This is a genomic window from Pseudomonas sp. B22129 (assembly GCF_044218875.1).
In the GTDB taxonomy this organism is placed as follows: Bacteria; Pseudomonadota; Gammaproteobacteria; order Pseudomonadales; family Pseudomonadaceae; genus Aquipseudomonas.
On the sequence record NZ_CP162592.1, the window covers coordinates 3,533,634 to 3,550,739 of the forward strand.

At 62.6% G+C, this 17,106-nt stretch carries 19 protein-coding genes; 13 read left to right on the forward strand and 6 right to left on the reverse strand.

Translation table 11 applies throughout. From position 1 onward, the window contains the following. Positions 1-9 precede the first annotated feature (9 nt). The gene (locus AB4P94_RS16265) at positions 10-594 is read right to left on the reverse strand and encodes a TetR/AcrR family transcriptional regulator (protein WP_395606419.1); all 585 of its coding nucleotides are present in this window, start codon (positions 592-594) and stop codon (positions 10-12) included. A gap of 112 nt (positions 595-706) precedes the next feature. On the opposite strand from AB4P94_RS16265, the gene AB4P94_RS16270 reads away from it, so the two are divergent. After that, a complete protein-coding gene (locus AB4P94_RS16270) occupies positions 707-1,267 on the forward strand; it encodes a flavodoxin family protein (protein ID WP_395606420.1) in 561 nt (186 codons plus the stop codon). 76 nt (positions 1,268-1,343) lie between these two features. Then, positions 1,344-2,288, forward strand: a complete 945-nt coding sequence (locus tag AB4P94_RS16275; protein WP_395606421.1) for a LysR family transcriptional regulator — start codon at positions 1,344-1,346, stop codon at positions 2,286-2,288. Here the strand turns inward: AB4P94_RS16275 and AB4P94_RS16280 are convergent. Beyond that, entirely contained in the window at positions 2,212-2,859 is a 648-nt protein-coding gene (locus AB4P94_RS16280; RefSeq protein WP_395606422.1) for a TetR/AcrR family transcriptional regulator, read from the reverse strand. The two genes, AB4P94_RS16275 and AB4P94_RS16280, sit on opposite strands and share 77 nt — an antisense overlap. 120 nt (positions 2,860-2,979) lie before the next feature. On the opposite strand from AB4P94_RS16280, the gene AB4P94_RS16285 reads away from it, so the two are divergent. Both AB4P94_RS16285 and AB4P94_RS16290 read left to right on the forward strand, forming a co-directional pair. Continuing rightward, positions 2,980-4,197, forward strand: coding sequence for an MFS transporter (locus tag AB4P94_RS16285; RefSeq protein WP_395606423.1), 1,218 nt, complete (start codon positions 2,980-2,982; stop codon positions 4,195-4,197). Positions 4,198-4,291: 94 nt separating this feature from the next. Further along, the gene (locus AB4P94_RS16290) at positions 4,292-5,089 is read left to right on the forward strand and encodes a DNA/RNA non-specific endonuclease (RefSeq protein WP_395606424.1); all 798 of its coding nucleotides are present in this window, start codon (positions 4,292-4,294) and stop codon (positions 5,087-5,089) included. Here the strand turns inward: AB4P94_RS16290 and AB4P94_RS16295 are convergent. The 3 genes from AB4P94_RS16295 to AB4P94_RS16305 are packed head-to-tail and all read right to left on the reverse strand — an operon-like array spanning position 5,064 to position 7,348. Further along, complete coding sequence (locus AB4P94_RS16295; protein ID WP_395606425.1) at positions 5,064-6,305, reverse strand: MFS transporter; 1,242 nt, start codon at positions 6,303-6,305, stop codon at positions 5,064-5,066. The two genes, AB4P94_RS16290 and AB4P94_RS16295, sit on opposite strands and share 26 nt — an antisense overlap. A 7-nt stretch (positions 6,306-6,312) precedes the next feature. After that, the gene (locus AB4P94_RS16300; protein WP_395606426.1) at positions 6,313-6,876 is read right to left on the reverse strand and encodes an isochorismatase family protein; all 564 of its coding nucleotides are present in this window, start codon (positions 6,874-6,876) and stop codon (positions 6,313-6,315) included. A gap of 22 nt (positions 6,877-6,898) precedes the next feature. After that, positions 6,899-7,348: a MarR family winged helix-turn-helix transcriptional regulator gene (locus tag AB4P94_RS16305; RefSeq protein ID WP_395606427.1), complete on the reverse strand. Its 450-nt coding sequence runs from the start codon at positions 7,346-7,348 to the stop codon at positions 6,899-6,901. Between the two features lie 979 nt (positions 7,349-8,327). Between AB4P94_RS16305 and AB4P94_RS16310 the strand changes: the two genes are divergently transcribed. From AB4P94_RS16310 to AB4P94_RS16345, 8 genes are all read left to right on the forward strand, one after another. After that, entirely contained in the window at positions 8,328-9,539 is a 1,212-nt protein-coding gene (locus AB4P94_RS16310) for a YeeE/YedE family protein (protein WP_395606428.1), read from the forward strand. 30 nt (positions 9,540-9,569) lie between these two features. Beyond that, positions 9,570-10,445: a LysR family transcriptional regulator gene (locus tag AB4P94_RS16315; RefSeq protein ID WP_395606429.1), complete on the forward strand. Its 876-nt coding sequence runs from the start codon at positions 9,570-9,572 to the stop codon at positions 10,443-10,445. Between the two features lie 110 nt (positions 10,446-10,555). Further along, on the forward strand, positions 10,556-10,981 hold the full coding sequence (locus AB4P94_RS16320; RefSeq protein ID WP_395606430.1) for a VOC family protein: 426 nt from the start codon (positions 10,556-10,558) through the stop codon (positions 10,979-10,981). An 89-nt stretch (positions 10,982-11,070) separates the two neighbouring features. After that, the gene (locus AB4P94_RS16325; RefSeq protein WP_395606431.1) at positions 11,071-11,847 is read left to right on the forward strand and encodes an allophanate hydrolase subunit 1; all 777 of its coding nucleotides are present in this window, start codon (positions 11,071-11,073) and stop codon (positions 11,845-11,847) included. Beyond that, positions 11,844-12,785 carry a biotin-dependent carboxyltransferase family protein gene (locus AB4P94_RS16330; protein ID WP_395606432.1) on the forward strand — a complete coding sequence of 314 codons (942 nt, stop codon included), beginning with the start codon at positions 11,844-11,846 and terminating at the stop codon, positions 12,783-12,785. Before AB4P94_RS16325 ends, AB4P94_RS16330 begins: the two co-directional genes overlap by 4 nt. Positions 12,786-12,953: 168 nt before the next feature. Then, complete coding sequence (locus AB4P94_RS16335; protein ID WP_395606433.1) at positions 12,954-14,294, forward strand: MFS transporter; 1,341 nt, start codon at positions 12,954-12,956, stop codon at positions 14,292-14,294. A gap of 115 nt (positions 14,295-14,409) precedes the next feature. Then, the gene (locus tag AB4P94_RS16340; RefSeq protein WP_395606434.1) at positions 14,410-14,952 is read left to right on the forward strand and encodes a cysteine hydrolase family protein; all 543 of its coding nucleotides are present in this window, start codon (positions 14,410-14,412) and stop codon (positions 14,950-14,952) included. A 4-nt stretch (positions 14,953-14,956) separates the two neighbouring features. Continuing rightward, positions 14,957-15,940: a GlxA family transcriptional regulator gene (locus AB4P94_RS16345; RefSeq protein WP_395606435.1), complete on the forward strand. Its 984-nt coding sequence runs from the start codon at positions 14,957-14,959 to the stop codon at positions 15,938-15,940. On the opposite strand, the gene AB4P94_RS16350 is transcribed toward AB4P94_RS16345, so the two are convergent. Continuing rightward, complete coding sequence (locus AB4P94_RS16350; RefSeq protein WP_395606436.1) at positions 15,911-16,078, reverse strand: DUF2986 domain-containing protein; 168 nt, start codon at positions 16,076-16,078, stop codon at positions 15,911-15,913. The genes AB4P94_RS16345 and AB4P94_RS16350 overlap by 30 nt on opposite strands. Positions 16,079-16,149: 71 nt before the next feature. On the opposite strand from AB4P94_RS16350, the gene AB4P94_RS16355 reads away from it, so the two are divergent. Further along, the gene (locus AB4P94_RS16355) at positions 16,150-17,106 is read left to right on the forward strand and encodes a glycoside hydrolase family 6 protein (protein WP_395606437.1); all 957 of its coding nucleotides are present in this window, start codon (positions 16,150-16,152) and stop codon (positions 17,104-17,106) included.

The window sequence follows — 17,106 nt, forward strand, 5'->3', positions numbered from 1 at the left end:
GGGGGCTTGTCACTCCACCCGCACCAGCAACGCTGTCGTCAGCGCAACAAAATCATCATACGGCTCCAGCGAGCGCTCGACCTTGCCACGCAGCACCGTGCCTTGCAGGGCGTTGATCAAAAAACGTGCGGTCGGCTCCGGGTCCAGCCCCTGGCGGAATTCGCCGCAGGCCACTCCTTCACGCACCAATTGCGCAAAAGGTGCGGCCCATTCCAGCAACAGGCGCGCGATGGTTTCGCGCACTTCGTCGTGCCGCGTGGCCATTTCGGCGGCCAGGTTGCCAATCAGGCAGCCATAGCGAAAGGCTTCAAGGCGTGCGGGGGTAGAGATGCCGATCAGCCCGTCGAGTTTGCCCATCGAGCTCAGGGCCGGGTCGGCCATGATCGCCTGTGCGTGTGCGGTCCAGTCCTTGAAATAGCCGTTGAGGGCTTCGCTGGCAAAGGCTTCCTTGGAGCCGAAATGCCCGAAGAACGAGCCTTTCTGCATGCCGGCGTGTTCGACGATGGCGTCCACCGACGAACCGGCGTAGCCCTGGCGATGCAGCACCTCGATGCCCGCTGCCAGCAGCTCATCCTTGCGTGATGGGCGCCCCATTTCGTGCCTCCGGTTATGCAATTAGTTGAAATAAGTCTAGGCGCGGTGCTTGACGTCAGTCAAACCGACTAGTCAGTATATAAACCCATTTGAACCCGACGAGCATCAACCCATGACCAACACAGTAGTGGTGTATTTCTCCGGCTACGGCCACACCCGCCGCGTGGCGCACACCGTGGCAGAAGGCGCACAGGCAAAGCTGGTGGAGGTGACCGAAAACGGCGACGTGTCCGAAGAGGGCTGGGCGTTGCTCAACGCCGCTGACGGCATCATCTTCGGCACGCCGACCTATATGGGCTCCAGCGCCTGGCAGTTCAAGAAATTCTCCGATGCCACGGCCCAGTACTGGTTTACCCGAGGCTGGCAGGACAAGGTCTTCGGCGGTTTCACCGTCAGCGCCAGTTTCAGCGGCGACAAACAAGTCACCCTGATCGGCCTGCAAACCCTGGCTTCGCAGCACGGCGGCATCTGGGTCAGCCTCGGCCTGTTGCCGGCCAACACCCTGGCGGCCACACGTAACGACATCAACAACCTGGGCGGTTCGGTGGGCTTGATCGTGCAGGCGCCTTCGGATGCGGATGCTTCGGCGATCCCCGAAGGAGATATCCAGACGGCGCTGCTTTATGGCCAGCGTGTGGCGACGTTTGCGGCACGCCTGAAAGCGGCCAACTGAGGCAGTTGGATTTATGCACCGGGTACTGATAAACAGGAGGTCATTCTTCCTGTACCCATACCCGGTGTAATCCATCATGAAGCGCCATTTCGAGGATCTGCAGCTGGGCAGCATCGAGCTGTTCTGCCTTGCTGCCGAAGCCAGCAGCTTCACCGCCGCCGCCCAGGTTGCCGGTGTGACCCCGGCCGCCGTCAGCCGCAGCATTTCGCGCCTGGAAGAACGCCTGGGCTCACGCCTGTTCGTGCGCACCACCCGCAGCATTCGCTTGACTGACAGCGGCCGCACGTTCTTCGAGCAATGCCGCCAGGCCCTGACTCAATTGGTCGAGGCGCAACAGGAAGTGATGGGCGCCCAAGCCGTGCCGTCCGGCTTGCTGCGCATCAGCATTCCCACCACCTACGCCCACCATCGCCTGCTGCCGATGCTGCCGAAATTTCGCGCGCTGTACCCGCAAGTCACCGTGGATGTTCACATCAGTAACCGCAACATCGACTTCGTCGCCGAAGGCTACGACCTGGCCGTGCGCGTGCGCGCCCAGCCGGACTCCTCACTCATCGCCCGATTGCTCGAAGACGCCGAGCTGGTGGTGGTGGCGGCGCCGTCTTACCTGCAACGCGCAGGCATCCCGCACACCCTCGAAGACCTGGCCGCCCACGAATGTATCCAGTACGAACTGCCCAGCAATGGCCGGCGCATCTCGTGGCTGTTCAACGTGGAGGGCAAGGCGCGGGAGTTCGCGGGGGAGGCGGGGTACAGTTGTTCCGACGATGTGCTGGGTGGCGTGACCTTGGCCCGGCATGGCGCGGGGTTATTTCAGACCTACCGGTTTATCGTCGAGCAGGCGCTTGCAGATGGCAGCCTGGTGGAGGTGTTGAAACCCTTTGGCGGCCGCTCGCGGCCGTACACATTGCTGTATCCCCACGGGCGCTATGTGCCGCATCGGGTCAGGGCGTTTGTGGATTTTCTGCTGGCATCTCGGGATGAGAGGGCGGCGCTGGCCACGTCAGCAAAACCTGACTGATGGCTGCGTCAATGGTTTCAAAGGGCGTGTTATCCCGCGCCAGAATCGAAATGCCCTGCAAGAAACTGTCAAACACCGTCGCCATCACGTGCGGGTCCAGCGCGCCGGGCAAGTCACCGGCATTCACTGCGCGCTGTACACACGCCACGATCCCCGCCCGCGTGCGCAACCGCGATTGCGTCAATGCATCGGCCACCCGCGCGTTCTCCGGGCTCGGCGCGCTCATCACCCCCAACGTCACCATGCAGCCCTTCGGGTGGGCGTTGTCGCACTGCATGCGCGCTGATTGGCGCAATGCGGTCTCGACCGCCTCGCGCGGTGGCAGGCTTTCGTCCCACAGACACTCGGTGACTTGGGCGTAGGTCACGAGGTAGCGCTGCACGCATTCATCGAACAAGGCTTCCTTGGAGCCGAACGCGGCGTAAAAGCTCGGCGCAGAAATACCCCCGCCCAAACCGGCCTTGAGCTGGGCAAGGGAGGTTGCGTCATAGCCATGTTGCCAGAACAGGTGCATGGCCTGATCAACGGCTTGGTCGCGGTCGAAATTACGCGGGCGGCCCATTTGTGCCATGTGCGGTACTCCTGTGGAAACGAGATAGATACTAGTCGATACATAAGTCATTGACAACGCGCGGTGCGCGCCCGCAACATTTGTATCGATCAGTATTTAAGTCGCCCCAAGGAGCTTCCCGTGACCCCTTCACTCAGTTTGTCTGCGTCATCCGACCGCCTGCCCATCGGTGCCTTGCTTGCCCTGGCCATGACAGGGTTTATCTGCATCGTCACCGAAACCCTGCCCGCCGGGCTGTTGCCGCTGATCAGCGAAGGCCTGGCGATTTCGCCGGCCATGGCCGGGCAGATGGTCACCGCCTATGCGCTGGGTTCGGTGCTGGCGGTGATCCCGATGACCATCGCCACCCGTGGCTGGCGTCGGCGCAATGTGCTGCTGCTGACCCTTGTCGGTTTTCTGCTGTTCAACTCGATCACCGCAGGGTCGTCCCACTATGGCGTGACCCTGGTGGCGCGGTTTTTTGCCGGGGTTGCGGCGGGGTTGGCCTGGAGCCTGCTGGCCGGGTACGCGCGGCGCATGGTCGCGCCGCACCAGCAGGGCAGGGCGCTGGCACTGGCGATGGTCGGCACACCGATTGCCCTGTCCCTTGGCGTGCCGCTGGGCACCTGGCTCGGCGGGCTGATGGGCTGGCGTACCACGTTCGGCCTGATGTCGGCATTGAGCTTGATTTTGATGGTGTGGGTGCTGGTCAAAGTCCCGGATTATCCACCGCAGGCCGCACATCAGCGTCTGTCCCTGGCAGAGGTGCTGACCACGCCCGGTGTGCGGCCGGTGCTGGCGGTGGTGATCAGCTGGATGCTGGCGCACAACATTCTGTACACCTACATCGCGCCGTTCGTGGCCCGGGCCGGTTTGGGCGACCGCGTGGATGAGGTGTTGCTGGTGTTCGGCCTCGCCGCGTTGGCGGGTATCTGGGTCACGGCCAAATTGGTCGAACCGGTGCTGCGCAAAACGGTGCTGGTGAGCCTGGCGATGTTTGCCTTGGTGAGCGTGGTATTCGGAGTGTCGGGAAATGTGCCGGCGGTGATTTACCTCGGCGTGGCGGTGTGGGGGTTGAGCTTTGGCGGTGCGGCGACCTTGCTGCAAACGGCACTGGCGGACGCGGCAGGCGACGGCGCGGACGTGGCGTTGTCCTTGAATGTGGTGGCATGGAACAGCGCGATTGCCGCCAGTGGCGTAGTCGGCGGTGTACTGCTGGAGACTTGGGGCGCCACGTCGTTTCCCTGGGCCATGCTGCTACTGATTGTCGTGTCGTTCATGATTGCCTGGGCCGCGCAGGCCCATGCTTTCAAACCGGGTGCGCGCAGTGCAGGAAAACCGGCGGCCAGCGGGCACTAATGTGACTTGACCCGGTCAATAACCCTCGCAATATCATTCACTTGGCTCCATTTTATGGAGCCTGCCGCCTCAGTTCTCTTCAAAGAAGTCATCCATGCACCTGCGCACCCTTGCAGTCGGGCTGTCTGCCCTTGTTTTGCTCTCCACCGGCGCCGCCGCGCGCAACCTTCCCGACCTTTACTCCCAACAGGAAAAGCAGCTGTCCTTCGACAGTTGCGCGGACCTGTTTCCAGCCTCACACCCCATCAACACCGCTACCGTCCCCGCGACCATGAAACCCATGGCGCTGTGCTCGGACAATTTCGCGGTGCTGTACTCGCAAACCAGCAAGACGCCGCTGGTGGTGGTTGAGCGCCTCAACGCCGCGCAACTCAAAGACGCCAAAGGCGAAGAGCGCACCAACCAGTTCTACGCCGACCCGCGTATCCCCAAAGGCGCCCGCGCCGAGTTGAGTGACTACCGCGCCCAGCACCCGGCCATGGACCGTGGCCATCAGTCCCCGGCTGCCGACGCACCGAGTGCCAACGCCATGGCCCAGTCGTTCGCGCTGTCGAACATGGTGCCGCAAGACCCCACCAACAACCGCAAGATCTGGAGCAAGGTCGAGGCGGACGTGCGCAAGTTTGCCGTGCGTGCCGGCGGCGATGTGTTCGTGTTCACCGGGCCGCTGTTTGACGCGGGCTACGCCACCATCGGCGACAACAAGGTCTGGGTGCCGACGCGCCTGTTCAAGCTGGTGTACGACGCATCGTCCAAGCGGGCCTGGGCCTACGTGCTGCCCAACGCTGAGACGCGTATCGAACGGCCGATGGACTATGAAACATTCGTGAAGACCACCGGGCTCAAGCTGCTCGGCAATCTACCGGTTACGGGGTCGGTGGGTCGGACTTGATCCACTGAGGCTTGTCCAACTGGCGCTTCATCGTCCAGATCGCCACGCCCACGGCGAGGATGCCCGACACCGCGCCGACCACCAGCGACCACCGTGGACCCAGGTGGTCGGCGACCCAGCCGACAATGGGTGCGCCAATCGGCGTGCCGCCCAGCGCCACCGCCACACGCAAGGCAATCACCCGGCCGCGCATGGCCGGTTCGGTGGTGAGTTGCATCAGGCTGTTGGTGGTGTTGCTGAAGGTCATCGCGCCCACGCCGATGATCACCAGCGCAATGGCAAACGTCCAATAGTTCGGCGCCAGGGCCGCCAGCGTACACCCCAGCCCGAACACCGCCGCGCCGGTCAGCAGCGACTTGAACTGCGGCCGCTCACTGCCCGCCGCGATCAACGCGCCGGCGATGGTGCCGATGGCCAGGGTCGACGTCAGCAGGCCGTAGCCGCGTGCATCGGCATGGAACACGCTGACCGCCATGGTCGAAATGAAGATGGGGAAGTTCATGCCGAAAGTGCCGATCAAAAACAGCATCAGCAAAATCGCCTTCAAATCCGGCCGTGCCCAGACATAGCGGATGCCTTCAGTGAGGCTGCCTTTAGTGCGCAGCGCACGCACTTTGGCCTGGCCGGAAACCCGCAGGAAAAACAACGACGCCAGCACGGCAAAGAAACTTGAGCCATTGAGCAGGAATGCCCAGCCGGTGCCGACTGAAGCAATCGTCACGCCGGCCACTGCCGGGCCGATCATGCGCGCCATGTTGAACGACGTGGAGTTGAGCGCGATGGCGTTGGACAAGTCTTTCTCGCCCACCAGTTCCGCCACGAAAATCTGCCGCACCGGCGCATCGAACGCCGAGGCGCAACCCGATAAAAACGCGAACACATACACGTGCCACAGCTCGACAAACCCGGTGATGGTGAACACCCCCAGCGTCAACGCCAAAAGGCCCATCACCGCCTGGGTGGTGATCAACAATTTGCGCTGGTCGTAATGGTCCGCCGCAAACCCGGTCCACGGCAGCAAGAGCAACTGTGGCCCGAACTGCAAAGCCATGACGATGCCGACGGCGGCCGCGTTGTGCGGGGTGAGCTGGGTGAGTACCAGCCAGTCCTGCGCCGTGCGCTGCATCCAGGTGCCGACGTTGGAGACCAGTGCGCCGGCTGCCCAGATGCGGTAATTACGGCTGCGCAGGGAGCGGAAGGTGCCGAGCAAACTCATGGGTTTTTCATGCCCCCCGGTTGTCGAGCAAACCAAGGATGGCCTGCGTGGTGCCCGACTCGCCGAGCTTGGGGAACACATTATTGAGGCTGTAGGCGTGGGCTTCTGCGTTGGCGTCGGTCATGGCGTCGGTGGCGAGCGTGACGTTGAAGCCGGCCTCATAGGCCTGCCGGGCGGTGGCCTCCACGCCGGTGCCGGTGGCCACGCCGGTGATCACCACCTGGCTGACATTCAGCGCCTTGAGGTGTGCTTCAAGGTCCGTATTGGCAAATGCGCCCCAGGACTTTTTGGTCACCTGAATATCACCGGGCTGCTGCCCGAGTTCGGGAATCAGGTCGGCCCAACCTTCGGGCAGCACATCGCTGCGCCGTGGCCGTTCGGTGCGCCCCGGTGCGAAGCCGGTGACATTGACCAGCACCACCGGCAAACCGCGCTCGCGAAAGGCGTTGAGCAGTGCGCGCGAGCGTTCGATTACGGCATGGATGGGATGGATGAAGGGGTAACCGATGATGCCTTGTTGCAGGTCTACGATGATCAGGGCGGTGGTTGGGTCCAGCGAGGTGACAGCCATGCTATGTCCTCAATCAGTGCGTTCAAAAATCGGCGAGGCGTTCCAGCAGTTTTACCGCAGCAGCGAGTTCGTGTTGTTCCTGGGGGGTCAGCTGTTCTTGCAGGGCGTGCAGCAGCCAGTCGTCTTTGGCGGCGCGGCTTTCGATCAGGTGTTTGCGCAGCGTGGGTGTCAGTTGGATCAGCGTTTGGCGGCCATCGCTCGGGTCGGGTTGGCCGCTGACTGCTTGCATGGCTTCAAGCCCGGCGACGGTGATGCGCATGGATTGCGGGCGCACACTTTCTGCGCGGGCGAGGGCGGACACGGTGGTCGGGCCGTCGCGGTCCAGGCGCAGCAGTACGGATTTTTGCGCGGAGGTGAAATCGTCGGGGTGGGTTTGTTCGCGCAAGCGGCGGATCAGTTTGCCCAGGGATATACGCAGCTCGGCGGCCAGCGTGGCGGTTTGGGGGTTGTGATCGGAGGGGGATTTAGTCATGCCGGGACGGTAGCATGATGGAAGATAAACTGTACAGTTTGGCTGTATTGTTTTTTGATCTAACTGGAGGGCGGGTTATTCGGTCAGGTTGTTGGGGGTATATCCGTTATTGGGGTGATGGCTTATATGGGTTCCGCCCTTACGGCGGGTCACTTTGAAAAGCGCAAAGTAACCAAACGCTCTTGCCCCTACACTCGGTGCCTCGCCCAGGCTCGGCATGCCCGAACGCAGGCTTGAATCCGTGGGCCGACGCCATGGGCCATCCCTGGCCCATCGCGGCTAACCCGGCGTCCTGCCGGGTTGCCCACGGATTCAAGCCTGCGTTCGGCCAGCGTGTTTAACGGGGCGCCTGAGATCAAGATCAAAAGCAAAAGCACGGCGGCCTGACAGCCGGCCTGAGTGGTTGAATCAAAAGCGCTTTTTTTGCTAGAGCAGACCGCGTTCCCCCAGACAAAATGGAGATCCAATTGTGGGAGCGGGCTTGCTCGCGAATGCGGTGGGTCAGCCAATAAATCTGTGGACTGACACACCGCATTCGCGAGCAAGCCCGCTCCCACATTTTTTGGCCGAGTGAGCCTCTAATCTCTGCACAAATCTGCTTCTCTGTGGGAGCTGGCTTGCCTGCGATGGCATCAACCGGATATGTCTGATGTACCGAGTTGCCTGTATCGCAGGCAAGCCCGCTCCCACACAAACCGCGTTTGCTTCACACCACTCAGGCCGGCTGTCAGGCCGCCGTGCTTTTGCTTTTGATCTTGATCCTGGGCGAGGTGCCGAGTGTTGGGGCAAGAGCGTTTGGTTACTTTGCGCTTTTCAAAGTGACCCGCCGTAAGGGCGGAACCAATATCAGCCCCCCAAAAAAACGGATATCTACCCAAAGACCCGCTCCCCACCCAAAAATGTGTAGATACCTACGATTTAACGCGCGTTAATACTCAACCCCTTTTGACCAACCCCACTCACACATACCGGAACCCCCATGAGCACCACCCACCTCATCCCCCAAACGCGCAAACCCGTCGCGCCGCTGCTGGCCTTCATCATCCTGGTGCTCGGCGCCCTGTTCCTGCAAAACAGCGTCGGCGCGCGCCAAGTGCTGTTGCTGGTAGTCGGCGCCGCGCTGGGCCTGACCCTCTACCACGCCGCCTTCGGCTTCACCTCGGCCTGGCGGGTGTTCATCAACGACCGTCGCGGCGCCGGCCTGCGTGCACAAATGGTCATGCTGGCCATCGCAGTCGTGCTGTTCTTTCCGGCCTTGGGCGCGGGCACCTTGTTCGGCCAGCCAGTGGTCGGGCTGGTGGCGCCCGCTGGGGTCTCGGTTGTATTCGGTGCGTTTATCTTCGGCATCGGCATGCAACTGGGCGGAGGCTGTGCCTCGGGCACCCTGTTTACCGTGGGCGGCGGCAACGCGCGCATGCTGGTGACGCTGTTCTTCTTTATCTGCGGTTCGCTGATCGCCACGCACCACGTGGATTGGTGGTTTGCACTGCCGGCGTTTCCGGCGGTGTCCATCGTCAAGAGTTTCGGCGTAATGCCGGCGCTGCTATTGAGCCTGGCCGTGTTCGCCCTGATTGCCTGGGTCACCGTGCGTTTGGAAAAGGGCCGCCATGGCCAGCTTGAAGAAGGCATCACCAGCCCGCACACCGGCCTGCGCCGTTTCCTGCGTGGGCCGTGGCCGCTGGTGTGGGGCGCGATTGGCCTGGCACTGCTCAATTACGCGACCCTGGCGCTGGCCGGGCGGCCGTGGGGCATTACGTCGGCGTTCGCGCTGTGGGGCGCCAAGGTGGCGAGTGGTTTGGGTGTGGACGTGGCCAGTTGGGCATTCTGGCAGATGCCGGGTAACGCCAAGGCGTTGGCTGCGCCGGTGTGGGAAGACATCACCAGCGTGATGGACGTAGGCATCATCCTCGGCGCGTTGCTGGCCGCAGGCCTGGCCGGGCGTTTTGCGCCGAGCCTGAAAATCCCCGCGCGCTCGCTGGTGGCCGCGGTGATCGGTGGCCTGCTGCTGGGCTACGGTTCGCGCCTGGCCTATGGTTGCAACATTGGTGCGTACTTCAGCGGCATCGCCTCGGGCAGCCTGCATGGCTGGGTGTGGCTGGTGGCGGCGTTTATCGGCAATAGCGTGGGCGTGCGCCTGCGGCCCTTCTTCTTTGCGGGCGAGCGGCCGCAGGTAGCATTGAGCGGTTGCTGACTGATTAACCTTGAGCGGTAGGGTGCCAGGATGATTCGAGAGTTGAGAACCTTTGTATCCGCCGCACGGCGCGGCACCTTTGCCGCTGCCGGGCAGCAGGTCGGGCTGACGCAGTCGGCGGTGAGCGCGCAGATCAAGCACTTGGAGGACGCGCTGGGGGTCAAGTTGTTCGACCGCACCGGGCGCTCCGCCACGCTCAATGCCGCCGGGCAGCGCGCAGTGCCGCTGGCCGAGGAGATCCTCGATATCTTCTCGCGCATGGGCACCCCCGACAGCGCCAACAACTTTCACGGTTCGTTGCGTATCGGTGCTATCGGCAGCGTACAAACCGGCATCCTGCCCCAGGCCCTGGTGGCGCTCAAACGCCGTGCGCCATTTATCGAGGTGAGCCTGGTGCCCGGCGTGTCGCTCAACCTGCTCAGCCAGGTGGATGCGGGCGAGCTGGACCTGGCGATCATGATCCATCCGCCGTTCAACCTGCCCAAAGACCTCAACATCGAAGTCATTGCCCGCGAGCCGTTTGTGCTGATCACCGCGAAGGACGTGGAGGGCGACGACCCTTTGCAGATCCTGCGCGAGCAACCTTTTGTGCGTTACGACCGTGGCTCGTTTGGCGGGCGCCAGGTCACGCAGTTTCTCAAGGAACACAAGATCCAGACGCAACAGGCGCTGGAGCTCGACGAGCTGGACGCTATCGTCAAGATGGTACGCAGCGGCCTCGGCGTGTCCCTGGTGCCCCTGGCCGGTTTGTGGCTGGAACACGACGCCGAGGTGCGGGTTTTACGATTGGACAAGCTCACGTTTTATCGCGAAATCGTCTTGCTGACCAAGTACACCCAGCGCCAACTGCCGCTCTTCGCGTTGTTCAGGTCGTGCATCATGGAAGTGCTGGGTGCGCCGAAATAGCGCGCGAGCATCGAAATTATTGAGGCTCAGGACGAAAGATATCCGCTTTATCCGCAAGGTTTTCTGGTGAAGAATCGAGTTCTAAATAACAGAACGTGCAGGTAACCACCGTGAGCCTTTCACCCTTTCATCTGGCAATTCCCGTCTATGACCTCGCCGCCGCGCGCCACTTCTACGGCGACGTATTCGGCCTTTCGGAAGGCCGCTCCAGCGCGCAATGGGTGGACTTCGACTTCTACGGCCACCAACTGGTGATCCACGAACACCCAAAGACCGAATCCCAGGAATCGGTGCACTCCAATCCGGTAGACGGCCACGACGTGCCGGTTCCGCATTTTGGGATCATCTTGCAGTGGGAGCAGTGGGAAGCCCTGGCCGACCGCCTGCGCGCTCGCGAGACCCGATTCGTCATCGAACCCTACATCCGCTTCCAGGGCCAGGTCGGCGAGCAGGCCACCATGTTCCTGTTCGACCCCTGTGGCAACGCCCTGGAATTCAAGGCGTTCAAAGACATGAGCCTGCTGTTCGCCAAGTAAGCCTGACTCGCGCGACCGTCGCCAGCAGAGCGACGGCGTTAACAATACGTGAAGCCTGACCGGGCCTGCCGCCTGCGAGATACGACGTTATGTCCGACGTTAACTGTGATGTCCGTGAACCGCTGCGGCCGGTGTGTGCCGAGCCGCAGTGGCGGTTCGAGCCTTGTGGTGACAGCTGCATCGTGGTGGTCTTTGCCAGCGTGTTCAGCGCCCAGGCCAATCGTCGCGCCGTGGCATTGAGTGCCACGTTGCATGACCGGCTGGCGCGCGGGTTGCTCACAGGCGTCACGGATGTCATCCCGGCGATGGTCTCGGTGGGCATTCACTATTGCCCGCAAGTGTTCGCCACGCTTTACCCCGAATTGATGCCCTATGACGCCGTTGCCCACGTGCTGGGCGACGCCCTGACACACCTGCAAAACGCGCCACACACCACCCCCAAACGCCTGGAAATTCCGGTGTGCTACGAGGGCGACTGCGCGCCGGATCTGCAGGCCATCGCCACCGCCTGCGCCATGACCCCAGGCGAAGTGATTTCCGCACATACCGCTCAGTGGGTGGATGTGCTGATGGTGGGTTTTGCGCCGGGCCATCCTTATATCGGCATGCACGACCCTGCGCTCATGCTGGCGCGCCGGGCTGTGCCGCGCACGCAGGTGTTACGCGGCAGCGTGGGCCTGGCCAACCGCCAGAGCGTGATTTACCCCTCGGATTTGCCGGGTGGCTGGAACATTGTCGGGCGCACGCCGCTGACGATGTTTTCACCCGCCCATGAGCCGCCATGCCTGCTGACGGGCGGCGATCAAGTGCGTTTTGTACCGATCACGGCCCGCGAGTTTGAGCTCATGAGGGGAGAGCAGCCATGACCCTCAAAGTGATTCGGCCCGGGTTGTTTTCCTCGTTTCAGGATACCGGTCGCGTGGGCTTTCAGCATTGGGGCGTGCCGGTCAACGGCGCCATGGACCCGGACGCCCATGCGCTGGCCAACCTGTTGGTCGGCAACCCGATCAGCGCCGCCACACTGGAAATGACGATTCAAGGCCCGGTGCTGTGCTTTCAAGCCAAGGCGTTAATTGCACTGGCCGGCGCCGACCTTGGCGCACACCTCGATGGCGTTGCGCTGAAACCGGGGCAGGCCGCCTGCGTCAAGCCAGGCGCCATGCTGCGGTTTGAAAAGCGCGAATACGGTGCGCGTGCCTACCTGGCCGTCAGCGGTGGTTACCTGCTCGACCCGGTGATGAACAGCCGCAGCACCTACAGCCGGGGCGGGTTTGGCGGGTTGGACGGGCGCGCGCTGAAAGCCGGTGATGTGATCCCGATCTGCTCGTCATTCGCCAACCCGCCGCGCCTGAACATTCCGGCCGGTTTGCTGTTTGCCGCGCCGACCCAGCCGGTGACCATCCGGGTGCTTCAAGGGCGCGAGTGGGCCGATTTCAGCGAAACCGCCCGGCATGATTTTCTCACTGAGCCCTACCAGATGAGCGCCGCGTCGGACCGCATGGGCTACCGGCTGGACGGCGCCGCGCTGGACCTGACCCAGCCCAGGCAACTGCTGTCAGAAAGCGTGGCCTTCGGCACCGTGCAAGTGCCCGCCGGCGGCCAGCCCATCGTCCTGATGGCAGACCGGCAAACCACCGGTGGCTACCCGCGCATCGCGCAAGTGGCGAGCGTGGATTTGCCCCGGCTGGCGCAACTGATGCCGGGCGATGAAATCCGCTTCTCCCTGATTGATCTGCGCACGGCCCAGCACCTGCTGGTAGCACGTGCCCGCACCCTGAAAAGACTGGAGGCCGCCCACCCATAACCATCGCCGCTACCCAATAATAAAAACAGGAGCGCTACATGATTAAGCCCACTTTCAACATTCCTACTGTCGAGCATTAAAACCTCTCGGTTCCCGAAGGGTTTACTTCTGGGTGGTGCAAGCCACCTCAATAACTCAAATGACCAGTGGTCAGAGTGGAAGGTGTTTATGTCTCGAGTTTTCCCTGTGACGGCCCCGACAGTCAGCTTCGGCGAGCCGGGTACGACCGCAACCACCAGCGCCACCAAAATTGCCAAGCGCGCAGCCATCGCCGCCGCCACGGGCACGGCGGTGGAGTATTACGAGTTCGGTGTGTACGGTTTTATGGCGACGATCATCGCGCCACTGTTCTTCCCCAGTGACAACGCTGCAGCTGCCTTGCTGGCCACGCTGGCGGTGTTTGGCAGTGCGTTTTTGATCCGGCCCCTGGGCGGTATCTTGCTCGGGCGCCTGGCGGACCGCATCGGCCGGCGCAAAGTGTTGTTGAGCACGGTGATCGGCATGGGCACGGCGACGGCGGCGATCGGCTTGCTGCCGACCTCGGCCCAGGTGGGGATTGCCGCGCCGATTCTGCTGGTACTGATCCGCCTGGCCCAGGGCTTTTTTGCCGGAGGCGAAGTGATCGGCGCGGCGGCCTTCCTGGCCGAGTCCTCGCCTAAAGGCCGGCGCGGCTTTTATGGCGCGTTCACCCCGGTCGGCGTGGCCATTGGCGGTTCGATGGCGGCGATTATCTGCGGCATTACCACCGGGCTGGTCGACGCCGAGCAACTGCAAGCCTGGGCGTGGCGCATCCCGTTTTTTCTCGCGATCCCCTTGGTGATTTTCTCCTGCGTGATGCGCCACAACGTCGAAGAAACGCCTGAGTTCAAAGCCTTTCTTGCAGTGGAAAAGCCGCCCACGGCCCCGGTCAAGGAAGTGCTCACGCGCAACCTGCCTGCGGTGCTGCGCGTCGTGGTGTTCGCCTTTGCGCAGAACGCCGGCTATTACATCGGCCTGGTGTTCATGAACATTTACCTCACCACTTACCTGCACTTTGAGAAGGCCAAAATCTACTGGGTGATCGCCGGCATCAGCCTGTGCATGGCGGCGATGATGCCGTTCTGGGGCGGGCTGTCCGATCGCATCGGGCGCAAGAAGGCGCTGACCATCGGCTTTGTCGGCTACGCCGTGCTGGTGATTCCGATGATGGTGCTGATGAACAACAGCAGTCTGTTGATTGCGGTCATCGCGTTTTTCGTGGCGACGTTGCCGATGCCGGTGATTCAGTCTGTGGGGTATCCCACTTATGCGGAGCAGTTTCCGACTCGCGTGCGTTACACGGGCATGGCCATCAGCATCAACCTGGGGGCGATCCTGGGCGGTGGTATCACGCCTTACATCGTCACTTCGTTGATCGGCTCGACCGGCAACTTGCTGGTCCCGGGGTTCTTCATGGCCGGGGCGGCAGTGTGTGCATTGGTGGCCTTGACCACACTGCGGGAGACCTCGCAGGGCGAACTCAAACGCTGAAGCGCAGATGTCCGAATCCGTCCTCAAGTGGTCCGTGGCGGGGCTGTCGGCTTTTGGGGGGCGTTCTTAGTATGGCTTGCATCAACCATCACGTTGCAAGCCACGAGGACACACCATGAGCCGCAAAGCCCTGATCGTTATCGATGCCCAGCACTCGTTCCGCCATTCAACCTACTGGTCCGAAAATGACCTGCCGGGCTACCTGGAAAAACAGCAAGCCCTGATCGATGGGTGTGTTCAACAAGGCATCCCGGTGGTACAAGTTTTTCATGTTGAAGAGCAGGGGCATTTTTCCATGGCATCGGGCAACGTCAGGGCATTGAGCGAGCTGTCGATCAACCCCGACTTGATCATTCACAAGCGTTATCACAGCGCCTTTGCCGGTACGCCGCTGGCGGCACGCCTCACGCAGATGGGCGTCACCTCGCTGATCATCAGCGGCATCCGCACCGAGCAGTGCTGCGAAACCACCACCCGCCATGGCTCGGACAGCGGTTTCAGCGTGGATTTTGTCAGCGAAGCCACGCTGACCTTCCCGATGACCCATGTGCGCAGCGGCCGCGTGTACACCGCGGCGCAAATCCGCGAGCGCACCGAGCTGGTTCTGGAAGGCCGCTTTGCGCGTATCGTCACCGTCGCCCAGGCGCTGGAGAGTTGACCCCATGAGCGTGCCGGTGCTGTTCGTGCTGCTGCCCAACGTGCTGATGCTGGACTTGGCGGGCCCGGCTGAAGTACTGCGCCTGGCCGCGCAAATCGACGACCTTGCCGCCGTCGATTTCGATTTGCAGTACGTCAGCCCGGTGGCGGCGCTGCACACCTCCATCGGCTTGCCGCTCAGCGGCCTGGCGCCACTGCCGCAGCGCCTGGCACCTGGCACGTGGGTGGTATTGGTGGGGTCCACGTTGAAGGTGACGAAAGCGCACCGGCAGGCTTTTGAAACCGCCAGCAATACGCTGGTGCAGTGGTTACAAACCGTCTTCGCGCCGTCGGGTGAACGGCTGGTGTGCGTGTGTGCCGGGGCGTTGACGGCAGCGCGGGCCGGGTTGCTCGACGGTCGCCAGTGCACCACGCACCATGCGCTGTGCGAGGCATTGCAGGCCATGGCGCCCAAGGCACGGGTGTTGGAAAACCGCTTGTACGTCACCGACGGTCCGGTCAGTTGCAGTGCCGGGGTCACCGCCGGTATCGACTTGATGCTGCACCTGGTGGCCGAGCTGGCCGGGCCCCGGCTGGCCAGCTCGGTGGCCCGTGACATGGTGGTGTACATGCGCCGCAGTGGTGCCGATCCGCAATTGTCGCCGTGGACGTGGGGGCGCAATCATCTGCACCCGGCCGTGCACCGCGTGCAGGATGCCGTCGCCGCTGCGCCGTGCGAGGCCTGGAGCGTCACGCGCATGGCTGAACTGGCCTGCACCAGCAGCCGCCACCTGGCGCGGTTATTCCATGAGCATGTCGGTGTCAGCCCACTGGATTACCTGCACCGGCTGCGCCTGGCGGTAGCCCGTGAATTACTGGCCGAGTCGAGCCTGGATATGGAGTCGGTTGCCGAACGCGCGGGCTTTGGGTCGGCGCGTCACTTGCGGCGTATCTGGGGCAAATATGAAGCGGGCACGCCTTCAGCTGGGCGTGTCAGTGGTTTCGGTTGAGGTTTGGGTGGCTTCGGCTTCCAGTTTCAAGCGGTCGGCCTTGCTGATGTAGCGGTCCTTGCTTTTGGGCGCTAATTTGGCGCTGGCCTTTTTTGCTTTGGCCTTGAAGAGCTGCTGCAATTTCTTTTGGCGGTTCATGATGGGTGGTTACTCAACGGTTAATGGTTGGAATGATATCAGCGTCAGTCCCGGCGTTGTGGAGTCGATACATGCTTAAGTTCAGTGCCTGCCTTGCCAGCCTCGCCCTTTTCTCGATGCAATCAATGGCCCAGGCCGGCGACACGTTCTACATCAACCCCGGATCGACCGCTGCACAGTGGGTCAAGCAAAACCCCGACGCGCCTGACACCGCGAAAATCCGCACAGCCATTGCCAATGTGCCCGGCGCCCTGTGGTTGACCGGCACCAGCCAAGGCGCCGACCAACTGGAGGCGCGCGTGACCCATTACGTATCCGCTGCCGCCAGCACCCACGCCACGCCGATACTGGTCGCCTACAACCTGCCGCATCGCGATTGCAGCGGTGGCGCCTCAGCGGGAGGCGCGCCGAACGCGGCGGCCTATCGCGTCTGGATCGATCATGTGGTCAACGGCGTCGGCGGCAACCCGGCCGTGATCATTCTTGAGCCGGACGCGTTACCCGATCTGCAATGCCTCAGCCAGGCTGACCGCGACGAGCGCCTGTCGTTGTTCAATTACGCAGTGTCAGGTTTCAAACTGCGTGCGCCGCAAGCCAGGGTTTACCTCGACGCCGGCAACGCCGGCTGGAAGCCCGCAGCCTCGATGGCGGAGGCCCTGCACGCGGCCGGCGTGAAAGACGCGCGCGGTTTTGCCCTGAACATCTCCAATTTCTACACCCTCGAGCAATCGCGGCAGTACGCGGACCTCATCAACAAAAAGCTGTCGGCGGACCATGCCTACACCAAGGCGGTGGTGGTCGATACCAGCCGCAACGGCAACGGCGCCCACCCCGGCGATTGGTGCAACCCGCCGGGGCGCAAGCTGGGTCTGGTGCCGCAAACGCTGTCGCCGACCCTTCTGGCGCTGTGGATCAAACAACCGGGCAACTCGGACGGCGCCTCTTCAGCCACCGCCGACTGCCACGGTGGGCCGGCCGCCGGTACGTTCAGTGCTGAGCTGGCGGTTCGGTTGATCGAAGGCAGGTAG

What these genes read in the sequence shown, in the direction of transcription:
- AB4P94_RS16265 (WP_395606419.1), bottom strand. Translation starts at nt 594, where the DNA reads ATGGGGCGCCCATCACGCAAGGATGAGCTGCTGGCAGCGGGCATCGAG.
- AB4P94_RS16270 (WP_395606420.1), top strand. Translation starts at nt 707, where the DNA reads ATGACCAACACAGTAGTGGTGTATTTCTCCGGCTACGGCCACACCCGC.
- AB4P94_RS16275 (WP_395606421.1), top strand. Translation starts at nt 1,344, where the DNA reads ATGAAGCGCCATTTCGAGGATCTGCAGCTGGGCAGCATCGAGCTGTTC.
- AB4P94_RS16280 (WP_395606422.1), bottom strand. Translation starts at nt 2,859, where the DNA reads ATGGCACAAATGGGCCGCCCGCGTAATTTCGACCGCGACCAAGCCGTT.
- AB4P94_RS16290 (WP_395606424.1), top strand. Translation starts at nt 4,292, where the DNA reads ATGCACCTGCGCACCCTTGCAGTCGGGCTGTCTGCCCTTGTTTTGCTC.
- AB4P94_RS16295 (WP_395606425.1), bottom strand. Translation starts at nt 6,305, where the DNA reads ATGAGTTTGCTCGGCACCTTCCGCTCCCTGCGCAGCCGTAATTACCGC.
- AB4P94_RS16300 (WP_395606426.1), bottom strand. Translation starts at nt 6,876, where the DNA reads ATGGCTGTCACCTCGCTGGACCCAACCACCGCCCTGATCATCGTAGAC.
- AB4P94_RS16305 (WP_395606427.1), bottom strand. Translation starts at nt 7,348, where the DNA reads ATGACTAAATCCCCCTCCGATCACAACCCCCAAACCGCCACGCTGGCC.
- AB4P94_RS16310 (WP_395606428.1), top strand. Translation starts at nt 8,328, where the DNA reads ATGAGCACCACCCACCTCATCCCCCAAACGCGCAAACCCGTCGCGCCG.
- AB4P94_RS16315 (WP_395606429.1), top strand. Translation starts at nt 9,570, where the DNA reads ATGATTCGAGAGTTGAGAACCTTTGTATCCGCCGCACGGCGCGGCACC.
- AB4P94_RS16325 (WP_395606431.1), top strand. Translation starts at nt 11,071, where the DNA reads ATGTCCGACGTTAACTGTGATGTCCGTGAACCGCTGCGGCCGGTGTGT.
- AB4P94_RS16330 (WP_395606432.1), top strand. Translation starts at nt 11,844, where the DNA reads ATGACCCTCAAAGTGATTCGGCCCGGGTTGTTTTCCTCGTTTCAGGAT.
- AB4P94_RS16335 (WP_395606433.1), top strand. Translation starts at nt 12,954, where the DNA reads ATGTCTCGAGTTTTCCCTGTGACGGCCCCGACAGTCAGCTTCGGCGAG.
- AB4P94_RS16340 (WP_395606434.1), top strand. Translation starts at nt 14,410, where the DNA reads ATGAGCCGCAAAGCCCTGATCGTTATCGATGCCCAGCACTCGTTCCGC.
- AB4P94_RS16345 (WP_395606435.1), top strand. Translation starts at nt 14,957, where the DNA reads ATGAGCGTGCCGGTGCTGTTCGTGCTGCTGCCCAACGTGCTGATGCTG.
- AB4P94_RS16350 (WP_395606436.1), bottom strand. Translation starts at nt 16,078, where the DNA reads ATGAACCGCCAAAAGAAATTGCAGCAGCTCTTCAAGGCCAAAGCAAAA.
- AB4P94_RS16355 (WP_395606437.1), top strand. Translation starts at nt 16,150, where the DNA reads ATGCTTAAGTTCAGTGCCTGCCTTGCCAGCCTCGCCCTTTTCTCGATG.